Annotated in this window: 17 protein-coding genes, 1 tRNA gene and 1 other RNA gene; all 19 read left to right on the forward strand. The window is 59.1% G+C overall.

Translation table 11 applies throughout. The features are described from left to right. The first annotated feature begins 116 nt into the window (after positions 1-116). The 19 genes from ACY8FN_RS16125 (at position 117) to nuoF (ending at position 21,010) form a co-directional block, all read left to right on the forward strand. Entirely contained in the window at positions 117-1,889 is a 1,773-nt protein-coding gene (locus ACY8FN_RS16125; RefSeq protein WP_463100579.1) for a DUF6538 domain-containing protein, read from the forward strand. Beyond that, positions 1,886-2,791 carry a hypothetical protein gene (locus ACY8FN_RS16130; RefSeq protein WP_463100580.1) on the forward strand — a complete coding sequence of 302 codons (906 nt, stop codon included), beginning with the start codon at positions 1,886-1,888 and terminating at the stop codon, positions 2,789-2,791. The genes ACY8FN_RS16125 and ACY8FN_RS16130 overlap by 4 nt, the downstream gene beginning before the upstream one ends. A 411-nt stretch (positions 2,792-3,202) precedes the next feature. After that, on the forward strand, positions 3,203-3,340 hold the full coding sequence (locus ACY8FN_RS16135) for a hypothetical protein (RefSeq protein ID WP_219263743.1): 138 nt from the start codon (positions 3,203-3,205) through the stop codon (positions 3,338-3,340). A 112-nt stretch (positions 3,341-3,452) separates the two neighbouring features. Then, complete coding sequence (locus ACY8FN_RS16140; RefSeq protein WP_463100581.1) at positions 3,453-3,986, forward strand: recombinase family protein; 534 nt, start codon at positions 3,453-3,455, stop codon at positions 3,984-3,986. Positions 3,987-4,034: 48 nt separating this feature from the next. Next, the gene (locus ACY8FN_RS16145; RefSeq protein WP_463100582.1) at positions 4,035-4,562 is read left to right on the forward strand and encodes a YbjQ family protein; all 528 of its coding nucleotides are present in this window, start codon (positions 4,035-4,037) and stop codon (positions 4,560-4,562) included. 87 nt (positions 4,563-4,649) lie between these two features. Then, a tRNA-OTHER gene (locus ACY8FN_RS16150) sits at positions 4,650-4,775 on the forward strand. A gap of 54 nt (positions 4,776-4,829) precedes the next feature. Further along, positions 4,830-4,959: non-coding RNA, RtT sRNA (locus ACY8FN_RS16155), on the forward strand. A gap of 286 nt (positions 4,960-5,245) precedes the next feature. Then, complete coding sequence (locus tag ACY8FN_RS16160; protein ID WP_101316550.1) at positions 5,246-6,004, forward strand: flagellar motor protein; 759 nt, start codon at positions 5,246-5,248, stop codon at positions 6,002-6,004. Beyond that, positions 5,979-6,857, forward strand: coding sequence for a flagellar motor protein MotB (locus ACY8FN_RS16165; RefSeq protein ID WP_198559543.1), 879 nt, complete (start codon positions 5,979-5,981; stop codon positions 6,855-6,857). The genes ACY8FN_RS16160 and ACY8FN_RS16165 overlap by 26 nt, the downstream gene beginning before the upstream one ends. Before the next feature lie 163 nt (positions 6,858-7,020). Further along, entirely contained in the window at positions 7,021-9,159 is a 2,139-nt protein-coding gene (locus ACY8FN_RS16170; protein WP_463100583.1) for a TonB-dependent hemoglobin/transferrin/lactoferrin family receptor, read from the forward strand. Continuing rightward, positions 9,159-11,165 (forward strand): prolyl oligopeptidase family serine peptidase, encoded by a 2,007-nt coding sequence (locus tag ACY8FN_RS16175; protein ID WP_463100584.1) that lies wholly within the window; start codon positions 9,159-9,161, stop codon positions 11,163-11,165. Before ACY8FN_RS16170 ends, ACY8FN_RS16175 begins: the two co-directional genes overlap by 1 nt. Next, positions 11,162-13,609, forward strand: a complete 2,448-nt coding sequence (locus tag ACY8FN_RS16180) for a proprotein convertase P-domain-containing protein (protein ID WP_463100585.1) — start codon at positions 11,162-11,164, stop codon at positions 13,607-13,609. The genes ACY8FN_RS16175 and ACY8FN_RS16180 overlap by 4 nt, the downstream gene beginning before the upstream one ends. Before the next feature lie 59 nt (positions 13,610-13,668). Then, a complete protein-coding gene (locus tag ACY8FN_RS16185; RefSeq protein ID WP_463100586.1) occupies positions 13,669-15,114 on the forward strand; it encodes an Lcl C-terminal domain-containing protein in 1,446 nt (481 codons plus the stop codon). A 13-nt stretch (positions 15,115-15,127) separates the two neighbouring features. Next, positions 15,128-15,697, forward strand: a complete 570-nt coding sequence (locus ACY8FN_RS16190) for an Lcl C-terminal domain-containing protein (protein ID WP_463100587.1) — start codon at positions 15,128-15,130, stop codon at positions 15,695-15,697. 380 nt (positions 15,698-16,077) lie between these two features. Continuing rightward, positions 16,078-16,482: an NADH-quinone oxidoreductase subunit A gene (locus ACY8FN_RS16195; RefSeq protein WP_101316552.1), complete on the forward strand. Its 405-nt coding sequence runs from the start codon at positions 16,078-16,080 to the stop codon at positions 16,480-16,482. Positions 16,483-16,511: 29 nt separating this feature from the next. Next, positions 16,512-17,186: a NuoB/complex I 20 kDa subunit family protein gene (locus tag ACY8FN_RS16200; protein ID WP_042019050.1), complete on the forward strand. Its 675-nt coding sequence runs from the start codon at positions 16,512-16,514 to the stop codon at positions 17,184-17,186. Positions 17,187-17,188: 2 nt separating this feature from the next. Beyond that, a complete protein-coding gene (gene nuoC / locus ACY8FN_RS16205) occupies positions 17,189-18,994 on the forward strand; it encodes an NADH-quinone oxidoreductase subunit C/D (protein WP_463100588.1) in 1,806 nt (601 codons plus the stop codon). A gap of 91 nt (positions 18,995-19,085) precedes the next feature. Further along, on the forward strand, positions 19,086-19,628 hold the full coding sequence (nuoE, locus tag ACY8FN_RS16210) for an NADH-quinone oxidoreductase subunit NuoE (RefSeq protein ID WP_101316557.1): 543 nt from the start codon (positions 19,086-19,088) through the stop codon (positions 19,626-19,628). Beyond that, positions 19,625-21,010 carry an NADH-quinone oxidoreductase subunit NuoF gene (gene nuoF / locus ACY8FN_RS16215; RefSeq protein ID WP_101346856.1) on the forward strand — a complete coding sequence of 462 codons (1,386 nt, stop codon included), beginning with the start codon at positions 19,625-19,627 and terminating at the stop codon, positions 21,008-21,010. Before nuoE ends, nuoF begins: the two co-directional genes overlap by 4 nt. Positions 21,011-21,046: the final 36 nt, after the last annotated feature.

Consider the following 21,046-nt stretch of genomic DNA (forward strand, 5'->3'; position numbering starts at 1 on the left):
CCGACCTTGATGGTTGGGGTTTTTCTTTTGCGTCAGTAACTTGCTGGTTTTAGTGGTGTTTCGTTCACACTTCGCCCCCTGTCACTTTGTCAGGAGGGCCAGAAAGGTGGTACAAAATGGCCATTATGCCGAACCCCAAAAAAGACCCGAAGACGGGGGTCTACAAGATCCGTCAAGTCATCCCGCCAGCACTTCGTCCCTTCGTTGAAGGTAAGGGCGAGCTTAAGCGTTCTCTAGACACCAAAGATCCACAGGAAGCAAAAGCCAAGGCCGTTGAGGTTAACTTGGAGCTACAGGCCATCTTGGCCGGAGCTCGTAACAAGTTGGCTCTGCAAGAATCCAAAACCCAGCTGACTCAATCGCAGGTCGAGCAAATCGCCAGAACATGGCGGCTGCGGGAAGTCTCCCGTCTGCGTGACCCTGAGACCCTTGAGCGTTATGTGCTGCGTGAGCTGGATGATGACGGCGTCAACTACGAATATTCATCGCTTGCCGGGTTTTACAGTGATGCCTTGGAGCCGATAGATGCCGACTCGGAAGGCAAGGAAGTCTACAGCTCACGCCGTCTTCATGCTGCGATGAGGCACTTCGCCGAAGAGTGCCTGGCACTGGCTCAAGTCGAGCTATCTCCCGAAGACCCGCTCTATACTGTGCTCTGTGACCGCTTAGCTCAGCATTGTGTAGCTATTTGCAACACCGCATTCAAAGCCACCCATCGGCAAATTGACTATGGTATTGAACAGCTACTGGTTCCCCCCATTCATCCCGCCGGTATTGCTGTAGCCACAGCACCGTCAGCCCCTGATGCCCCCAAGATTGGCGAGTTCTTCGAAAAGCTGGCCGATGAGCAGGGCAAGATTAATCCCAAGGGGGCTATCACTTGGCGACGGGAACGAGCGGCTGTCGTCCGCCGGTTTATCGAGGCGTTTGGTGATCTACCACTCAATCACATTACCAGCTCAATGTGCCGTGAATTTCGCGACCAACTCAAGCTGACCCCTTACCGGCCAAGCAAGGAGATCAATCAGCTGCCCTTTAAAGAGCAGATCGACAAGGCTCAGCAAGAGGGGCTGAAGACCATCGCCTTGTCGCGGGTCGAGGTACTCCTTCACCTGTTTTCCGGCATACTGACGAGGGCTCAGAACGATGCCCTGATCAGCGATAACCCTTGCAGCAGCATCAAGGTCGAGGTGCCCAACGTTACTCGTGAACGAGCCCCTGAGTTTACCGATGCCGAGATGAATACCCTGTTTGACAGCGGCCTGTTCACGGGGGATATCCGCCCAGTACGGGCCAACTATGGCGAGGCGATCTACTGGGTGCCGGTGCTGCTGGCCTATACCGGGGCTCGCTTGGAGGAGATCAGCCAACTGTTCCTGCGTGATGTCGAGCAAAAAGACGGTCAATGGGTCATCCACATCAGGGATTGGGATGAGTCGCAGTCGGTCAAGACCGGGAAGAGTCGAGTAGTTCCTCTCCATCCACACCTGTTGGAGCTTGGCTTCGAGCGTTTCTTGGCAACTCGTGCCACAGAAGGCCCGCTTTTCTCCGAGTTGAAGGTGAGCAAGTCGACTGGGCGTTATAGCGACAAGCTAGGGAAGTGGCTCGGGGAGCAGATCCGCCAGATCCTCGGGCTCAAAACAGGCTCAATCTCCCCATTACATGCCTTCCGACATACCTTCGTAACCCATATGCGGGATTTGGATATCCGGGAAGACATACAAAACGCCATCACCGGCCATTCGCAGGGCACCAGCGTGGGCAGGCGTTACGGCTCGTTCAGGCAGTTGCATAACGCCATCGCCAAGATGCCCCGTTGGCCTGTCCCCGTGTGGCACCCCTTCAGCGTTGATGATGTTCCGACCGCAGAAGCGGAGGTGCAATCATGAAGCTGACACTGGACAACCTACTGCAAGAGCCGGGACGGAATGACTTGCTGTGTCCTTACCGTGTGCTGGACTTCGTCCCCGGATTTGATGGCGAGCATGAGCAATACGTACAGCAGGCGTTCCTTAGCCTCATTGACATTCCGGAACTTGATTGGTTAGAGATCCCAAAACCCGATGATGGACTTGGTTCATGGACGCCTCAGCAGGCCCTCGCGGTGCTGACCTATGGCCCTCGTTCTCATCTCAACGTCGAGCTGATCGTGGAGATTGAACGCGTCACAGGTGAATCTCTCCCCCGCATGGAGGGAATGAGCCGGTTCGAAGCGGCCTTCTACCTTGTCTATTTGCTGCCGCTGCTTAACGAGTTCAGGCAGCGTGATGTCTGGACGACGGTTCAGCCCCAATACGTTTGTGAGCCCTATCGGGTCGATTTCTCGGTTGGCCTGAGTGGCTTCAGGCCAGACTCTTCGAGTTTCCGAGACATGGGGGGTTGGGAGCAGTACCTTATTGAGTTTGATGAAGCCTATCACCAAGAGCCCGCCAACCGCTTGCGTGATCAGCAACGTGATATACATATCGAGCAGGCTACCGGCCTGAAGCCAATCCGGGTGCGTCATGAGGAGCAGGAAGTCTGGGCCGCAATCTGCCGCATTGAACAGGAGATCATCAGCGTCGAAGAGTACCTGCAACGGCTTCTGAAGCTGATGGTCTGGCGACGGGGGGAAAAGTACATCGACATCACGCGAAAGTCTGCCCAGCTTGGTTATACCTGTGACGCAGCCGGATATCTGCTCTATTCGGTGCAGCCACTACGCGACCTGAAGCGGATTGCCAAACGGCTAGGGTTGCGGGTTAAGTCAAAGCACACCGGCAAACAGGCATTCTATCGCTTCTATCTCTGATAGTTAGTGCCGCTTGGTGTGTCAGTGGCACACACATTGTTCAACATGTGTGTGGCTCCATTCGGGGTCGCACACATGAAGGAATGTAGAGAGCAAGAGGGATTCGTCATCTGTGTGTCTACTGTGTCGGTGTTCCAGGCCGTAGTTCACACCTCTTTCTTTTACTAGTACGACCCGAGACGGGAGCTTACCAGCCACTCGAAGGAGAGATTCCGAGAAGATTGCAACGATCTTGCCCGGTTGATTGCCCGGCAAAAACAATCCCAAACCCCACCAGCACAAGGAAAACGAGCAGGCAACATTCAGACTCCACGCCGGTATAAGACAGATGAGAGCAACACCATAGGAGAACCCCATGGAATACATCACATCTGGCCCCTTGTCGGGAGCCATCCAGCAAGGAGAAGGCGTATGAATGAGCAGCAAGGAAACCCGTTACTGAAAGCGTTGGAGGCGGCACTGCTGGCAGCCTTAGGCGTCCTCATCAAGGAGGCCGTCAACTCGATGCAGACACCGCCGACCCCGCCGAAGGAGCCGGACGCTCAATAGGCCATGCCCGTGTGACAGACCGGAAGCCCCCCGGCAACCCCTGTCACACGGGTTGGTTTTCGAGTTTTGACACGTTTTTCTTGCAGGGTCTTGAGCCTATTGGGAGGCCATCATGGCAATCATCGGGTATGCCCGTGTCTCGACCACGGGGCAATCGCTGGAGCAGCAACTGATAGCTCTGGCGGAGTGTGAAAAAGTTTTTCATGAGCAGGTCAGCGGTAGCAAGACGGATAGGCCGCAACTACAGGCAATGCTCGAATTCGCCCGGTCTGGGGACGTGCTAAAAGTCACCAAGCTGGATCGTCTGGCCCGGAATACCCGGCACTTGTTGGAGATCACAGACCAGTTACACGCCAAAGGGGTAACATTACAGATCCAGAATCTGGGCATCGACACGGCCACACCGACAGGCAAACTGATGCTGACCATGATCGGAGCCATCGCCACGTTCGAGCGGGAAATCATGCTGGAGCGTCAGGCGGAAGGGATCGCCTTGGCAAAGGCCAAAGGGGTCTACAAAGGTCGCAAGCCAACAGCGATGGAGAAGCGGGAGGAAGTGCTGCATCTTCTTGAGCAAGGAATCCCTAAAACTGTCGTAGCGAAGCGCCTAGGGATCAGCGTATCTAGTGTTTACAGGGTTCGATAGAATTTCAGCCTAGCAAGAGCAATCGCTACTTTCATAACGTGAGGGAAAATGAACAATTACATCATTCTGGTTGGCAAAGGGATACCTGTAGCAGTTGATCTATTGTCTGAGTCTGCATCCAGCGAAATAGCATCGTTGCAAGAACAAGGGTTTATTGTCGCTTATGACTCTTGCCGGGGTGAAAGTATTGAGCACGCATTGAAAACATGGAAACAACAAAGAGATGGTACCTATGGCTATGAGCACATAATCACCTCAACAACGAATGTACTAGCACAAGACACCCGAATCATTGAGGTCAAAGGGGTTACGACCGCGACGATTGTTGCCGGAATGAATTTTTTGAGGGACTTCATGGCCTCGATCCGAGACTTTACTGGTGGTAATTCAGGTACCTACATGGCAAAGCTCGATGAACTCAAGACTCAGGCATTAGTTCAGCTAAGAAAGCAAGCAGATGAATTAGGTTGCAATGCCCTCATTGGCGTGTCAATTGATGTTGACGAGGTTGCGGGTGGAGGTAAATCGATGATGATGGTGACTGCGACTGGAACAGCAATCGTTGTGGAGAAGTAGGGCCCCCAAGCCTCTGATAGACATTCTGCTACGTCGCATTGCTCAGGTTGAATAACACCTCTGCTTGTGGCAGTCTTTAGATACTTAGTTGGGGTCTTGTGGTACAAAACACTGGTACAACAGCTAAGAATCCAAGGTGCATCACTGTAATGAAATCAGTGAGTTACTGAATGTTAGTGAGAATCGAGGGTTCGAATCCCTCCCTCACCGCCAAATTTAGAAAAACCGACCTCAGGGTCGGTTTTTTGCTTTCCGGCAAACGCAAACACCTATGCTGACAAGTGAGGGTGAGAACCCTCGCCGGGTTCGAGCAGAGCAGCTTGCTGCGATGAACGGCCGACGGCCGCCCCGAAGGGGTGAGCCACGCAGTGGCGAATCATCTACTCCCTCACCGCCAAATTGCAAAGCCCTGATGGAAACATCAGGGCTTTTTGCTTTCCGGATTTCGGACACTCGCCCCCATCCAGATCTTGCTCTTGTTATTGACCAGCACTGCAAATATTTCCTCCTGTCACGACACGGTGCAACAAGGTGATTGCAAGGCAATCTCATTACCGCCACACACCACCCCTTGCGAACGCTGCCCAGCGCTCATTAATTGCTCGGCGATTGGATATCATTTTGAAAAACTGATACTTAAGTAGCTACACTAGCCCTTATCAATATTCAGGGACGTAGAAAAAATGAGCTTGATAGGCCTTGTCTTTGCACTGATCTGCATTCTTGGCGGAAACATCATAGAGGGCGGCCATCCCAGTGCGCTGCTCGATCTGCCCGCCTTTCTTATTGTGATTGGCGGTACCATAGGCGCGGCACTGACCCAGTTCCCCTTCTCCGTGGTCGGTAAAACCGTCAAGCGTTTCAAATGGCTGCTCTCCCCCCTCAAGCTCGACATGCTGGAGCAGGCCCAGTTGCTGGAGACCATGGCAGGTAATGCCCGTCGCAGCGGTATGCTGGCCCTCGAAGGCATGGTCGAAGAGATCAAGGATCCCTTTTTGAAAAAAGGGGTACAGATGATGGTCGATGGCTATGAGAAGGCCAAGATCCATGAGGTGCTGGAAAACGAGATCGAATTTGAACAAGAGGATCTCGAACAGACGGTCAAATTCTATGAAGCCATGGGTGGCTACTGCCCAACCATGGGGATAGTCGGTGCAGTATTTGGTCTGATCCACGCCATGGGTCTGCTGGATGCGCCGGACAAACTGGGTGGCGCCATCGCGGTGGCCTTTATCGCAACCATCTACGGGGTTGCCGCCGCCAACCTGATCTTTTTGCCGTTCGGCAACCGTTACAAAGGATTTGCCCATGAGATCCGCCACTACAAGGAGATGACCCTGACCGGCATCCTCTGCATCGTGGATGGCGAGTCACAAGCGCGACTGCAAGTATCCCTCGAACCATTTATCGGAGGCCATGGTGGCCAAAAAGAAAAAAGCTGAAGCACCAGAGAACCACGAACGTTGGCTGGTCTCCTATGCCGACTTCATGACCCTGCTGTTCGCCCTGTTTGTGGTGCTCTACTCCTTTGCCATGGCCAAGCAATCAGAGACTCGGGTACTTATCCAGGGCTTTATCGAGTCACTGGGCAAAATTGGCCTCATCTCCCCGCCTGCCGGTTCGCCAGTGATGCAGGGTGGCACAGGTATTCTCGAACCAGAATCAAAAACGAGCCCCAGCAGTTCGGAAAAAGAGACGGTGCTGGAGAAAGATGCACCCATGGCGGCGTCGGATCCCTTCAACGAAACCATTGGCGCCTCGGAAAAACCGAGTGCCACCGAAGCCTGGCCCCACAAGACCAAGGAGCAGGAGTGGGTGCAGGTGGCCAAGCAAAAGCTGGATCAACAGCTCAAGGCACAGATTGAATCCAAGGATCTCGAGGTCGAGCAGCTTGGCAGTCAGCTGGTGATCCGCATCGGTGAGAAGGCATTGTTCCCATCCGATTCAGCGTTCCTGCAACCCCAGTTCGTGCCGCTGGTCCACAAGATCTCCGGCATCCTGGCCGACATCCCGGGACAGGTGGTGGTGACCGGCCATACCGATGACTCTCAGGCGCCGGTGGAGCTCTATCGCAACAACTGGGAGCTCTCGGTACTGCGGGCCTCCTCCATCGTGCAGACCATGCTGACCAACCCCCAGCTGGATGCCAAACGGGTCATTGCCCAGGGCGTTGCCGACACTCAGCCCCGTTTTGCCAATGACACTGCTGAACATCGCCAGGCGAACCGCCGGGTCGATATCACCCTCTCCCAAGGCAAGGCCGCAGAAGAGTCGCTGCAACTGCTCAAGCCCTAACCTCCCCGCTCCCGCCTCGCGCGGGAGCTTCTTTTTTATAAACAAATAACTCAGTAATATCAACACCATAAGATCTTAATGATAATGATTGCCATTTATTGTCAAGTGGTCAGGCCTCTGCAATAATGCCGCCCCTCAGGCTTAAATAAAAACAATTATCATTATGAACAAACTGCTTCAAGCATGGCCGGCACTCCTGTGTGCCTCCGCTGGCGCGGCCGATCTTCCCCCTGTGGAGAAGGCTCGCAGCGACGACACCATCATTGTCACCGGGCAACGGGTACAACAGAAACTCTCCGATGTCTCCGGCTCCATCACCGTCATCACCCAGGAAGAGCTGGACCGTCAGGTCGCCAGCGAGCTGACCCATGTGTTTCGCAAGATCCCCGGAGTCTCGGTCACCGGCTCTGCCGGGCGACCGCAAAACATCAGCGTGCGCGGCATCAGCGGCAACCGCATCCTGCTGATCAAGGATGGGGTGCGTGTCAGCGACGGCTTTGGCGCCGACAACATCAATGACAAGGTGGGGCGCTTCAACTTCGATCTCGATGACATCAAGCAGATTGAGGTGGCCAAGGGGGCCGGCTCCTCCCTGCATGGCTCCGACGCCATCGGTGGCACCGTGGTAATGAACACCAAGCAGCCGGAAGATTATCTGCAACAGCAGGATAGCTATCTGGCGGCCAAGACCCTCTACGGAGGCGACAGCAACAAGAAGAAGCTCAGCATGACCGGCGCGGCGCGGGCGCTGGAGAGCGAACATCTGTTGCGCCTCTCCGGCTGGCGCGGCAACGAAACGGCCAACTTTGAGGAGAACCGCATTCCGGCAGATCTGGATGGCATGAGTGCCTCCACCAGCAGCCGCCTCCCCCTCAATGCCCATCACGCCCTGCGACTGGAGCTGGACTACTACGAGGATCACGCCAAACGCCTGATGGGCCCCAAAGCGGTGCCCCAACCCGATGGCAGCTGGAATGTGGTCGGCTTTCAGGAAAACAGTGATCAACGTACTCAGGGCGGCAAGTTCAGCTGGGAAGCCAACGATCTGGGCGTGGTCGATACCCTCAACTGGAGCCTGTTTGGCAACCAGTCTCGTAACGAGGCCAACCAGCGCCAACTGCTGCGCAACGATGCCCTGAGCGGCTATCCCAGATATCGCAGCCAGCGCACCCTCTCCACATTCGAGGAGCTGCGCCTTGGCAGCGAGCTGGAGTTGCAGAGCAAGCTGACCACCGGCGCGCTGGATCACACCTTCAGCTACGGTTTGGATCTGGAGCAGGCCAACCACGAGCGGCCAGTCAGCAATCTGACCCTGGAAGATGGCATCACCACCCAGGGACAGAAAGCCCCCTTCAGCAAGGCCGAGACCCGCCGCGATGGCATCTGGCTGAGCGATGTGATCGATCTGGGCAGCTGGCAGTTTACCCCGACCCTGCGCTTTGACCGCCAGCGCCTGCGCGCACCGGACAGCAATCTGGCCGAGAACCACAGCGATCACATCTCCCCCAGCCTGGCGGCCAGTTACCGCTTCAACGAGACATGGCGCAGCTGGCTCAGCTATGCCAACGGCTTCCGCGCCCCCGCTTACGATCAGGTTTACGGCAACATTCCCCACTACTTTGCCATGCCGCCATTCGAGATCATTGCCAACCCCAACCTAAAGGAGGAGACCAGCCACAGTCTGGAGTGGGGAGTGAATGGCCAAAGCGACAACTGGAGCGTCAAACCGGCCGTTTTCTACAACCGCTACTACAACTTCATCGACTGGCGCCAGACCGGTTTCCGCCTCGATGACGGTGTCTTCCTGCGCCAGTATCGCAACGTCGCCAAAGCGGAAACCTGGGGCGCCGAGCTGGCCGCCAGCCTCTGGCTGAGCGACGAGTGGGAGCTTTCGACCAATCTGGCCTGGATGGATGGCAAGGATCACCGCGGTGAGCCGCTGCGCACCCAGACACCGCTGGAAGGCAACACCACCCTGCGCTGGCAACAGCTCGACTGGGGGGTTGAGCTCAGTGGCAACTATGCCGCTGCCATGACCAAGGTGCCCCAGTGCGCCAATGCCCAGACTGGCTACAACGGTGCCTGCCAGAGCAGCGCCGGCTGGTTCAGCCTGGACCTCACCGGCGACTGGCAGATCACCGAGGCGCTCAAGGTCAATGCCACCATCGGCAACCTGCTCGATACCCGCTACGTCCGCTATCAGGATGTGGCCGGACTCCCGGCTGGCAGCGACACCTCCCTCTACAGCCAGAGCGGCCGCTACCTGTCAGCCAGCCTCAGTTACCGTTTCGTGGGGATGTGATGAAGCATCATGCAATCATGGCGGCCCTGTTGGCCGCCCCGTTGGCGTGGGCGCAAGAGGCCCTGCCACCGCCGATCCCGTCCCAATCGCACCTGATTTCAGGCAATCCCGTACGCCAGGATCCCTACTTCTGGTTGCGGGACGAGAGCCGCAGCAACCCGGCCATTCTCGCCCTGCTCAAGCAGCAAAATCGCTGGAGCGAGCAGCATCTCGCCGCGCAGCAGCCGCTGGAAGCAACCCTGCGCGCCGAGTTTGCCCGCCATCCGGCGGGGGAACCTGTGCCGGACAACTGGCTTGTCCGCGGCGATCAGGCATGGCAGCTGCGCCCGGATGGTTCTCTCTGGCAACGCCACGGTGGCAAGGTGCAGCAACGGCTTCCCGCCAGAGCGGGTGAGGGCTATTACGAAGCGGGCGGCTGGGCACTGAGCCCGGATAACCTCACACTGGCCATCGCCGAAGACAGGCGCGGCGCTCTCGACTATCAGGTCACCCTGCTCGATCTCCAAAGCGGCAAGGCGCTGGCCAGTTTGGCACAGCGCAGCGCCGATCTCGCCTGGTCACAAGATGGTCGCACCCTCTACACCATCGCCAACGAGCGCTACACCCAGCGCCCCTGGCAGCTGCGCGGCTGGCAGGATGGCCAGGAGCAGACTCTCTATGAGGAGCAGGATCCCGCCTGGCTGCTCAGCCTCTATCGCACCACGGATGGCCAACATCTGGTGTTGCAGGGCAACAACCACGACAGTTCGGAGCAGTACCTGCTCGACTCGGGCAAGCCGCAGCAGGTCAAACCCCGCCAGCGCGGGGTGGAATACTATCTGGACAGTCAATCCGGCTGGGTGATCAAGAGCAACCGGGAGGGGGCGTTTGCCCTCTACTCAGCCAGCACGCCGCTCGGTGAGTGGCAGCGCCTGTGGCCCGCCAAAGAGGAGGATCTCGGCGATCCCGAGAAGTGGCGACTGTTTGATCGCCATCTGGTGGTGCAGTTTCGCCAGCAGGGGGAGGATTGGCTCGCCCTGCTCGATCGCAACGGCCATGAACGCCAGCGCCTGCCGCTGGCCAGTGGCGCCGGTACCGGCTGGCTGCAAGGAGAACATGACCCGGCCAGCGACCGCATTCTGGTGCGCAGTCAGGGTTTGAGCCAGCCCCCCGGCCAGCGCTGGCTGGATTTGAACAGCGGCCAGTGGATCAACGACCAGCACACCGATGACGACAAGGCATTGCCCTATCAGAGCGAGCGGCGCTGGATCACCTCTGCCGATGGCACCCGGGTGCCGGTCTCGCTGGTGTGGCGCAAGGATCTCGCCCCCCGCGCCGTGCTGCTCTATGGCTATGGCGCCTATGGCACGCCGATGCGCCCCTACTACCAGAAAGAGCTGCTGAGCCTGCTGGATCGGGGCTTTGTCTACGCCATCGCCCATGTGCGCGGCGGCGGCATGCTGGGGGAGCAGTGGACCCGCGACGGACGGGGCATCCACAAGCAGAACGGCATCAGCGACTTTATCGCTGCCGGCAACGCCCTGCGCCACTGGTCGCCCGACTCTGCTCCCCTGCCCCTGTTTGCCATGGGGGGCAGCGCGGGGGGCACGCTGGTTGCTGCGGCCCTCAACCAGCAACCGACACTCTTTAGTGGCGCAGTGTTGCAGGTTCCCTTCGTCGATGTGCTCGGCACCATGAGCGATCCTGCCCTCCCCTTGACCCGTCAGGAGTATCAGGAGTGGGGCAACCCGGCCAAGCCCACAGAGTATCAGGCGATGCGCCGCATCAGCCCCTACGACAACCTGCACCGCGCCCCCTACCCGCCCCTGCTGGTCACCACCGCCCTGCACGACAGCCAGGTGCCCTACTGGGAGCCGGTCAAGTGGCTGGCCCGCCTGCGGGAACACAGCACCGGATCCGGCCCCTACCTGCTGCTGACCGAACTGGAGGGGGGCCACCGCGCCGGTGGTGGCGATCGGGCTCGTGAATTTGCCTTCTTGTTGCATCTGGCGGGGATCAACCAATGACCCTGCCGCTGATTGGGAGTACCACTATGAAACCCCTGTTGCCCGTCCTCTTGCTGGGGCTGGCTGGCTTTGCCACTCAGGCAGCCGAACTGCATTTTGTCGAACAGAACGCCCCGTCCGATCCCCGCCTCTGGCTCGAACAGCAGCTCGGCGTCACCCTGAGTGATGCCCCGGCCTATCAGCGCCAAGGCAAGCTGGGCCACTATCTGCACTATCGCCAGCAGCTCAATGGCGCGCCGATCGCCGGTCTCATGGCCGCCGTCAGTCTCGATGAGCAGGGTCGCCCGTGGCGTCTCTATCACAATACCCGCCAGCCCGGCAGCGCCGCCGTCCCATGTGATGAGGCAAGCCGCGGCGGTGTGGATGCCTATACCACCACGCTGGACGGCGCGGTATGGCAATTCGCCGGCAGTGACGAAGCCCAGCACTGGTACTGGCAGGATGGTGACACCCTGACCCCGGCCTGGCGTCTGCTGGCGGTGGAAAGTCAGCCGGGCAACAGCAAGAGCAGCCACTGGCAGCTGTTTGTCACCTGCGATGGCAGCGCCCTGCTGGGGCGCACGCTGCAAGAAGCCAGCACCCGCGCCGAACCGGCCCCGCTGGCAGGGGATGCGGCCACGGTGCAAGCCCGCATCTTTGCCCTCGATCCACGCACCCAGCTGAAAGATGGCAACCTGCTGTGGCGCCATGATCTGGTGCTGGACAACGGGGCCTATCGCACCGTCCCGCTCACGGTACAAAAGGTGGATGACACCTACCTGCTGAGTGGCCCTCGCGCCCGGGTCGTGGATGGCACAGCGCCGGAAACGGCCTCCTTTAGCAGCCCTGATGCCGATGGCTTCCAGCTGGATCACCAGCAGCCCGCCTTCCTCGATATCAATGGCTACTACCATCTGGACCTGGCCCAGCGCCACGTGGAATCCCTGGGCTACCCGGCGCTGATGGGTGGCCCCCTGACCATCGATACCGATGCCGGGGAGCAGGACAACTCCCTCTATGACCCCTTCCTGCGCCGGTTGGAGATTGGCCGGGTCGGCGTGCCCGATGCGGAAGATCCCATGGTGATCTGGCACGAGTTTGGCCATGCGGTGCAGCACCATATCCTGCCCGATATGGGAGACGAGGGTGACTGGGGCGCCATCGGTGAGGGCTTTAGCGACTATCTGGCCGCCAGCTGGCGCCAGCGCAGTCCAGAGGCTCGCCAGTTCGAGCCTTTCATGGTCTTCAACTGGGATGCCAGGATCAGCGGCCGGACGCCCCGTCAGCTCGATGATCTGCGGGCGCGCTATCATCCGGGCTTCCTCTATCCGGCTCACCTCACCATCAATGGCAGCAACGGTGACCAGCTGTGGGGCACACCGCTCTTCACCGCGCTGCGCCAGGCCGTTGAACAGTATGGCGAGGTAGCCCGTGACGAGTTCGATACCCTGCTGATTGAATCCCACTTCGGCCTCGGCCCGCAGGTGCGGATGCCCCAGCTGGCGCGGGTCACCGTGGATACCGCCAACCGCCTCTATCCGGATCGCAGCTATGGCAAGCTGCTGGAGCAGGCATTCCGCCACCACGCCCTGCTGCCCACCCCCATCGTGGCGCGCCTTGCCGATGACAGCTACCTGCTGCCCGGGGAGAAAAAGAGCCTCGCCATCGAGTTGACCAACCAGAGCGGCCGCCCCCTGACCGTGGCTGACGCCAGCGTGCTCCCGACCAAGGGGATCATGGGTGACGGTCACTGGCAGGGAGAGCTCAACGCCGATGGCACCGCCCGCTGGACCCTGCCGCTGGAAGCGGCGAGCAACCTGACCTGTGGCGAGGCAGTCACCTTGCCGCTGCAGTTCCAGCTCACCCTGCCCAGCCCCACCGAGCGCCAGACCCGCCTTGACCTGCAACTGCCGATCGGTGAACCGCTCTGGCAGCGGGCCATCGGCCAGGGTGGCCAGATCAAGGATGCGGTGAGCGATGAACGGCACGGCCTGTCCCGCTTCACCCTCACCTTGCCCGAGAGCAAGGCCCGCATCGACAGCGGATTCGTGGTCGCCCTCGATCTGGAGCACAGCAAACTGGAGCAGCTGGAGATCTGGCTCACATCCCCTTACGGCACCCGGATCAGCCTGTGGAACAAGGGTTACGCCAGTCATACCCGGCTCAAGGGGGAGTTTCCGCGTGAACTGGTACCGTTCGAATCGCTGGATAAGCTGCACGGTGAACCGCTCGCTGGCCGCTGGCAGCTGGAGATCAACGACACCAGCGCCGGTGACACCGGTCAGTTGCGCAGCTGGCGGGTAGCCCAGCAAGTCGGCGCCCGCTGCGACAAGGATGAAGCCATGCCAACCACCGGCATCGTCCCCCTTGAGCAGGATGAAGGGGGTGGCGGCACGGCTTCCCCCCTGCTGCTGTTGCTGGCCCTGTGGCCACGTCTCTGGCGCCGGAGCACCCCGCGCCGTTGAACTCTGTACCACGGGGGTCACCGCCCCCGTGAACCTGTGACCGAATCAAGGAATGTGAAGTGAAACCATCAGCACTGGTTATTGCAACCCTCTCAGCCCTGCTCAGCGCCTGTGGCGGCGGGGAAGATAACGCACCACTGGCGCACCCGGACTACCGGGTCGATGTCGCCCTGCCGACCGCCGGCACCCTGTGCGCCGATCTGGATCAGAACTGGCAATGTGATGCCACCGATCCTGCCGTCAGCGGCGAAGGAGCTGTGACCCTTATCAGCTATTCGGCCAACATCGTCAACTCACCCCTGCTGTTCGTACCGCGTGCAGGAGGGCTGCTGCTGGCGCATCCGGCTGCAAAAGAGGAGCCACAACGGCTGCAACCCACCCTGCTCAGCACCCTGTGGCAGAGCCGTATTGCCGAAGGGATTGCCGCCGACCGCGCACTGACACAACTGCAGGCCGATCTCGCCCCGCTGCAACCGGGCAGCGACCGCGCAGCTCTCGCGGGTCTCGGCCAGTTTGATCAGGCGCTGCAGCAGGTGGCGATCAGGTTACAGCAAGAGGCCCGCACACGCCTTGCCAACGCCAAAGAGAACCGGCTGTTCGCCACCAGCTATCGCGCCATCAGCCTGATGCTGGAGCAGTTGGCTCAAGAGTGGCAGCGCAACGGCCAATTTGCCGAAGAGACCCAAAGCGAGCTGCTTACCCTGCTGGTGCAACAGCAGCCACGCAACCTGCTGACCGTCAGCGGCGTCACCACCTTCAGCGATGGCAATGATCCTCTGCTGGAACGGGAACCCGCCGACTATCCGGGACAAGATGCCAGCTGGAATCGCACTCGTCCCCAGCTTGCCTATCGCAAGCTCGATGATCGCGGTCAGGTGCTCCCCGACAACGCGCCGAGCTGGCAGTGCGTCAAGGATCTCAATACCGGTCTGGTGTGGGAGGTCAAATCGGACGATCCCTTGAGCCCGGCCTGGAAAAGCAGACCCTTTGCCTATGAGGATGAGCAATTCAAGGCGACCGCAGGCGAGCAGCAATATGCCTACCAGCATATCCATAACAGGATCGAACAGCTTACCACCGAAGGGGATCAGGCTGCCCTCGACCGGGCACAGGCGCTGACCACCATGCTCACCACCCGTGCGTATCAACAGTGGCTCAATGGCGAGCAGCGCTGCGGCATCAGCCAGTGGCGGCTGCCCACCATGGGCGAGCTGATGTCACTGATGCACTACGGCAGCACGGATAAGGACCCGCTGGGTCAGCGCATCATCGTGGATACCCGTTACTTCCCGGATGTCGCCCCATCGGAAGATGGCACTTACGATGGCTACTTCTGGAGCGCCACCAGCAACACCGCCCAGCGCTTCTCCGGTGGCCCCATCAGCAAACGTACAGCCTTATTCCTGGGGGACGATGCGGGCACTACCTATCCCGCATTGGTTCAGCAAGATGAATACATCGAACTGATGCAAGTGCGGTTGGTTGCCGTCACCACCACCAAATAATCCGAGGAGTATCATGAAGATTCATCGTTTTTCGTTGTCCATGCTGGCACTGCTGGCCCCCCTTGCCCACGGTGCAGCCATTTGTGATGACAGCATGGATCGCACCGCCCCCTCAGCCCGTTTTCTTGACCATGGCAACGGCACCGTCACCGATCAGCATACCGGCCTTACCTGGATGCGCTGCAAACTGGGGCAGAGATGGAGTGGCAGCAGCTGTCTTGGGGAACCAAACGTGTACTACTGGCAGCAGGGATTGCAGGTAGCGGAGCGGATCCGCAGCGACAGCAGCCATGCCCTCTATCAATTCGGTGGCATCAGCCAGTGGCGCCTCCCGGACATCAAAGAGCTGACCACCCTGGTCGAGCATGCCTGCATTAAACCATCCCTTAATGACGCCATTTTCCCGCGCGCCATGGCAGGGGATGGCAAAGAGGTCAATGAGGGCTACGTCTATCTGATGAGCAGCACGGTGGCCTCCGGTAACGGCCAGCGGGCTTATCTGGATATCACCTCGGGGGATATCGGTTTTCGCGTGACGGGCGCCTATCCGGATCAGATCTTGCTGGTCGCCAATAAACCCTGACCGCAGCATTCCCGAAACCGGAACGTTATGAGAGGAGAGGCTTGCGAGCCTCTCTTTTTATTGCCAATGCTATAGCCCCTATCTCACCCGCCATCACGCTCTTCGCCCACCTATGCTCCCTACCTGCGATGCCAATCTGACCCGGCCTCACTCTCGACATGGCTCCCTTTCAGGTGATTACGAGGAGCAGCTTTCTGCTCTTTCCGAGCCTTTCCTGCCTGCCATAACCAGTAAAAAAGTGCGCTCCTTAACAGAATTTAATTTCCAGTTAACAGATTAATAATTAACCCGTAAAAATGACATGTAAATCAGTGCGAAAGTGTCATAATGCGTAACGTTATTGTTAAGTCGCATGATTAATTTGGTTAGGAAAAACCTCTATGTTTGCTGATATTTCTGCTCAACATTGGGCTTTTGCCATTTATGTCATAGGTGCCATCGCTATCTGTTTGACGATGATAGGTCTCGCCGCTCTGCTGGGGGGACGCGCCTATGGTCGCGCCAAAAACAAGCCCTTCGAATCTGGCATTGACTCGGTTGGCACTGCCCGCCTGCGTTTTTCCGCCAAGTTCTATCTGGTTGCCATGTTTTTCGTCATCTTCGACGTCGAGGCACTCTATCTTTTCGCCTGGGCCGTCTCGGTGCGCGAAACCGGCTGGGTCGGCTTTATTGAAGCCGCTATTTTCATCACGCTGCTCTTAATCGGTCTGATCTACCTATGGCGCATCGGTGCCCTGGAGTGGTCGCCACGCAAGCCACAGCTGAACGATAAAAAAACTGATTGAACCACAGACCCTTTCCTTGAGGTTGCACCATGAAGTACACCCTGACCCGGATTGACCCGGATGCGCCAGTTGAGCGCTACCCCCAGGAACAGCGCCAGACCGTCGATGATCCGCTGGCGCAAGAAGCGACCCGCGGCATCATGATGGGCCGCCTCGAGGAGGTGCTGCAAGACACAGTCAACTGGGGCCGCAAGAACTCCCTCTGGCCCTACAACTTTGGTATCTCCTGCTGCTACGTGGAGATGTGTACCGCCTTCACCTCCCCCCACGATGTAGCCCGCTTCGGTGCCGAAGTTATCCGTGCCTCGCCCCGTCAGGCCGACTTTATGGTGATTGCAGGGACCCCCTTCATCAAGATGGCACCAGTCATCCAGCGCCTGTACGAGCAACTGCTCGAACCCAAGTGGGTGATCTCCATGGGGGCCTGTGCCAACTCCGGCGGCATGTATGACATCTACTCGGTAGTGCAGGGAGTGGACAAATTCCTGCCGGTCGACGTTTACATTCCGGGTTGCCCACCGCGTCCCGAAGCCTTTTTGCAAGCCCTGATGCTGCTGCAGGACTCCATCGGCAAAGAGCGCCGCCCCCTCTCCTGGACGGTGGGCGATCAGGGGATCTACCGTCCCCAGATGCAGGCCGAAAAAGAGCGCAAGCGCGGCGAACGGATCAATGTGACCAACCTGCGCACGCCGGATGAGATCTGACCATGAAACTGACTCGTGATTTTCCCAGCAATTACGCCATGGCCCAGTGGCAACCCAGCGACCACAAAGATGCCAAAATCATTGGCGAACTGTTTGCTCACTTCGGCGCCGAGCACTTCACTGTGCAAAGCACCCGTACTGGCGTGCCGGTGGTCTGGCTCCCTCGCGAACTGCTGCAGGATGTGATTGGCTTCCTGCGCAAGGTGCCCTCTCCGTTCGTGATGCTGTTTGATCTCAGCGCCACCGACGAGCGGCTGCGCAGCCATCGCGACGGCATGCCCCCCAGCGATTTCACCGTCTTCTATCACCTCATTTCCATCGACCGTAACGCCGATGTGATGTTGAAAGTGGCGCTGGCCGAGAGCGATCTGCACCTGCCCACCATCACCAACCACTTCCCCAATGCCAACTGGTATGAGCGGGAAGTGTGGGACCTGATGGGGATCACCTTCGACGGCCACCCCCATCTGACTCGCATCATGATGCCCAAGAACTGGCAGGGTCACCCGCTGCGCAAAGACTATCCGGCGCGTGCTACCGAATTTGATCCCTTCATGCTCGATGCCGCCAAACAGGACATGGAGCAGGAGAACCTGCTGTTCAAACCGGAAGAGTGGGGCCTGGCCCGTGGTAACGAGAACGAGGACTACATGTTCCTCAACCTCGGCCCCAACCACCCCTCGGCCCACGGCGCCTTCCGGCTGGTGCTGCAGCTCGATGGCGAAGAGATCCGCAACTGCGTGCCCGACATTGGCTATCACCATCGCGGTGCCGAGAAGATGGGCGAACGCCAGTCCTGGCACAGCTACATTCCCTATACCGACCGGGTCGAGTATCTGGGCGGAGTGATGAATAACCTCCCCTACGTGCTGGCAGTCGAGAAGCTGGCCGGCATCAAGGTGCCGCAGCGGGTCGACATGATCCGGGTGATGATGGCGGAGCTGTTCCGCATCCAGAGCCACCTCTTGTTCCTCGGTACCTATATTCAGGACGTGGGGGCCATGACCCCGGTCTTCTTCACCTTCACCGACCGGCAAAAAATCTACACCATCATCGAAGCGATCACCGGCGCCCGCATGCACCCGGCCTGGTTCCGTATTGGCGGCGTGGCGCACGATCTGCCGGTAGGCTGGGCTCGTCTCATCCAGGAGAACCTGCTGAACTGGCTGCCCAAGCGGCTGATGGATTACGAAAAAGCGGCGATGCGCAATAGTATCTTGCGCGGCCGCACCATAGGCGTCGCCCCCTATACCACAGAGCAGGCATTAGCGTGGGGCGTCACCGGGGGCGGTCTGCGCGCCACCGGCCTCAACTTCGACGTGCGCAAATGGCGCCCTTATTCGGGCTACGACCAGTTCGAGTTCGAGGTGCCGGTCGGTGCCAATGGTGATGTTTACGACCGCGGCATGATGCGCCTCGAAGAGATGCGCCAAAGCCTGCGTATCATAGAGCAGTGTGTGAATAACATGCCGGAGGGGCCCTTCAAGGCGGATCACCCGCTCACCACCCCGCCGCCCAAAGATCGCACTCTGCAGGATATAGAGACCCTGATCACCCACTTCCTGCAAGTGTCCTGGGGCCCGGTAATGCCGGCCGCAGAATCCTTCCAGATGATCGAGGCGACCAAGGGGATCAACAGCTATTACCTGACCAGCGATGGCTCCACCATGAGCTACCGGACCCGGATCCGCACCCCGAGCTTTGCTCACCTGCAACAGATCCCCTCGGTGATCAAGAACAGCATGGTGTCGGATCTCATTGCCTACCTGGGCAGTATCGATTTCGTTATGTCGGATGTGGACCGTTAAGTAACCGCTGGGTGTCCACCTGATGGGGACAGCCACCGATTACGAGACAACAGGACTCGCAGTTAAAGGACAAGCCACAAAAGGTCAAGTCATGAGCCAGCAATGTCAGTGTCACAATAATCAGACCCCAAAGGGGCAAGGGGCTTGCAGCAGCAAACAGAGCGATTTCGTTCTGAGCCAGGCTGAACGCGATGCCATTGAACACGAGAAACACCACTACGAAGATCCCCGCGCCGCCAGTATCGAAGCGCTCAAGATCGTGCAGCAGGCTCGCGGCTGGGTACCCGACGGTGCTATTCATGCCATCGCGGCCGAGCTGGGCATTCCCGCCAGCGATGTCGAGGGGGTCGCCACCTTCTACAGCCAGATCTTCCGCCAGCCAGTGGGGCGCCACATCATCCGGGTCTGCGACAGCATGGTCTGCTACATCAATGGCCATGAAGAGCTGATGGCCGGTCTCAAAGAGGTGATGAACCTCGGCCCCGGTCAAACCACGCCAGATGGCCGCTTCACCCTGCTGCCGGTCTGCTGCCTTGGCAACTGCGACAAGGGGCCGGCCATCATGATCGATGACGACACCTACGGCGGCCTCGATCCGGTGACATTGCTGAAAACCCTGGAGGCGTATCAATGAGCCAGCCTCAGAGTAAAATTCTCGCCTCTCTTGGCACCGCCAACCGCACTGCTCGCGCCGCCGAAACCCATCCGCTCACCTGGCGGCTGCGGGACGACGGCCAGCCGGTGTGGCTGGATGAATACCAGAGCAAGCAGGGTTATGACGCGGCCCGCAAAGCGCTCGGCCAGATGAGCCCGGACGAGATCGTCAGCACCGTCAAGGATGCTGGTCTCAAGGGGCGCGGCGGCGCTGGCTTTCCCACCGGGGTGAAGTGGGGGCTGATGCCCAAAGATGAGAGCATGAACATCCGTTACCTGCTCTGCAACGCCGACGAGATGGAGCCCAACACCTGGAAAGATCGCCTGCTGATGGAGCAACTGCCCCATCTGCTGATCGAGGGGATGATCATCTCGGCCCGTGCCCTCAAGGCCTATCGCGGTTACATCTTCCTGCGCGGCGAATATGTGGATGCCGCCATCAACCTGCGCCGGGCGGTAGAAGAGGCAAAAGCAGCTGGCCTGCTCGGCAAGAACATTCTCGGCTCGGGTTTTGACTTCGAGCTGTTCGTCCACACCGGCGCCGGTCGCTACATCTGTGGCGAAGAGACGGCACTGATCAACTCGCTGGAAGGGCGCCGCGCCAACCCGCGCGCCAAGCCCCCCTTCCCTGCCGTCTCCGGTGTCTGGGGCAAGCCCACTTGCGTCAATAACGTCGAGACCTTGTGCAACGTCCCCGCCATTATCGGCAACGGGGTGGCCTGGTATCAGGGGCTGGCGCTGCCGGGCTCGGAAGATCACGGCACCAAGCTGATGGGTTTTTCCGGCAAGGTGAACAACCCCGGAGTCTGGGAGCTGCCCTTTGGCATCCCCGCCCGCGAGCTGTTTGAACACTATGCCGGCGGCATGAAGAGCGGCTATCGCCTGAAAGCCTGGCAACCGGGCGGTGCGGGTACCGGCTTCTTGCTGCCAGAACACCTCGATGCCCGGATGTATACCGCCGGCATCGGCAAAGTCGGCACCCGGATGGGGACTGGTCTCGCCATGGCGGTGGATGACTCCATCAGCATGGTGAGCCTGCTGCGCAACATGGAGGAGTTCTTCGCCCGCGAATCCTGCGGCTGGTGTACTCCCTGCCGCGACGGCCTGCCCTGGAGCGTCAAACTGCTGCGGGCACTGGAGCGTGGTGAAGGGCAAGAGGGCGATTTAGCTACGCTCGAGCAACTTTGCAATTTCCTTGGGCCGGGCAAAACCTTCTGTGCCCATGCTCCTGGCGCCGTCGAGCCGCTCGCCAGCGCAATCAAATATTTCCGCTCCGAATTCGAGGCCGGGATCAAGGGCGCTGGTGACAACCACAAGCCATTTAAAGGGATCCAGCCCAATCTGCTGGGCGAGCGCTGGTAAAAAACCACAGATTTCACAAAACAGGTTTCAGGGAAG

The sequence above is a fragment of the Aeromonas sp. 160P genome (assembly GCF_055193095.1).

Coding starts and splice junctions, on each gene's coding strand:
- ACY8FN_RS16125 (WP_463100579.1), top strand. CDS start 117: ATGGCCATTATGCCGAACCCCAAAAAAGACCCGAAGACGGGGGTCTAC.
- ACY8FN_RS16135 (WP_219263743.1), top strand. CDS start 3,203: ATGAATGAGCAGCAAGGAAACCCGTTACTGAAAGCGTTGGAGGCGGCA.
- nuoF (WP_101346856.1), top strand. CDS start 19,625: ATGAGCCAGCCTCAGAGTAAAATTCTCGCCTCTCTTGGCACCGCCAAC.
- nuoE (WP_101316557.1), top strand. CDS start 19,086: ATGAGCCAGCAATGTCAGTGTCACAATAATCAGACCCCAAAGGGGCAA.
- ACY8FN_RS16160 (WP_101316550.1), top strand. CDS start 5,246: ATGAGCTTGATAGGCCTTGTCTTTGCACTGATCTGCATTCTTGGCGGA.
- ACY8FN_RS16195 (WP_101316552.1), top strand. CDS start 16,078: ATGTTTGCTGATATTTCTGCTCAACATTGGGCTTTTGCCATTTATGTC.
- ACY8FN_RS16170 (WP_463100583.1), top strand. CDS start 7,021: ATGAACAAACTGCTTCAAGCATGGCCGGCACTCCTGTGTGCCTCCGCT.
- ACY8FN_RS16140 (WP_463100581.1), top strand. CDS start 3,453: ATGGCAATCATCGGGTATGCCCGTGTCTCGACCACGGGGCAATCGCTG.
- ACY8FN_RS16145 (WP_463100582.1), top strand. CDS start 4,035: ATGAACAATTACATCATTCTGGTTGGCAAAGGGATACCTGTAGCAGTT.
- ACY8FN_RS16175 (WP_463100584.1), top strand. CDS start 9,159: ATGAAGCATCATGCAATCATGGCGGCCCTGTTGGCCGCCCCGTTGGCG.
- ACY8FN_RS16190 (WP_463100587.1), top strand. CDS start 15,128: ATGAAGATTCATCGTTTTTCGTTGTCCATGCTGGCACTGCTGGCCCCC.
- ACY8FN_RS16130 (WP_463100580.1), top strand. CDS start 1,886: ATGAAGCTGACACTGGACAACCTACTGCAAGAGCCGGGACGGAATGAC.
- ACY8FN_RS16165 (WP_198559543.1), top strand. CDS start 5,979: ATGGTGGCCAAAAAGAAAAAAGCTGAAGCACCAGAGAACCACGAACGT.
- nuoC (WP_463100588.1), top strand. CDS start 17,189: ATGAAACTGACTCGTGATTTTCCCAGCAATTACGCCATGGCCCAGTGG.
- ACY8FN_RS16200 (WP_042019050.1), top strand. CDS start 16,512: ATGAAGTACACCCTGACCCGGATTGACCCGGATGCGCCAGTTGAGCGC.
- ACY8FN_RS16180 (WP_463100585.1), top strand. CDS start 11,162: ATGACCCTGCCGCTGATTGGGAGTACCACTATGAAACCCCTGTTGCCC.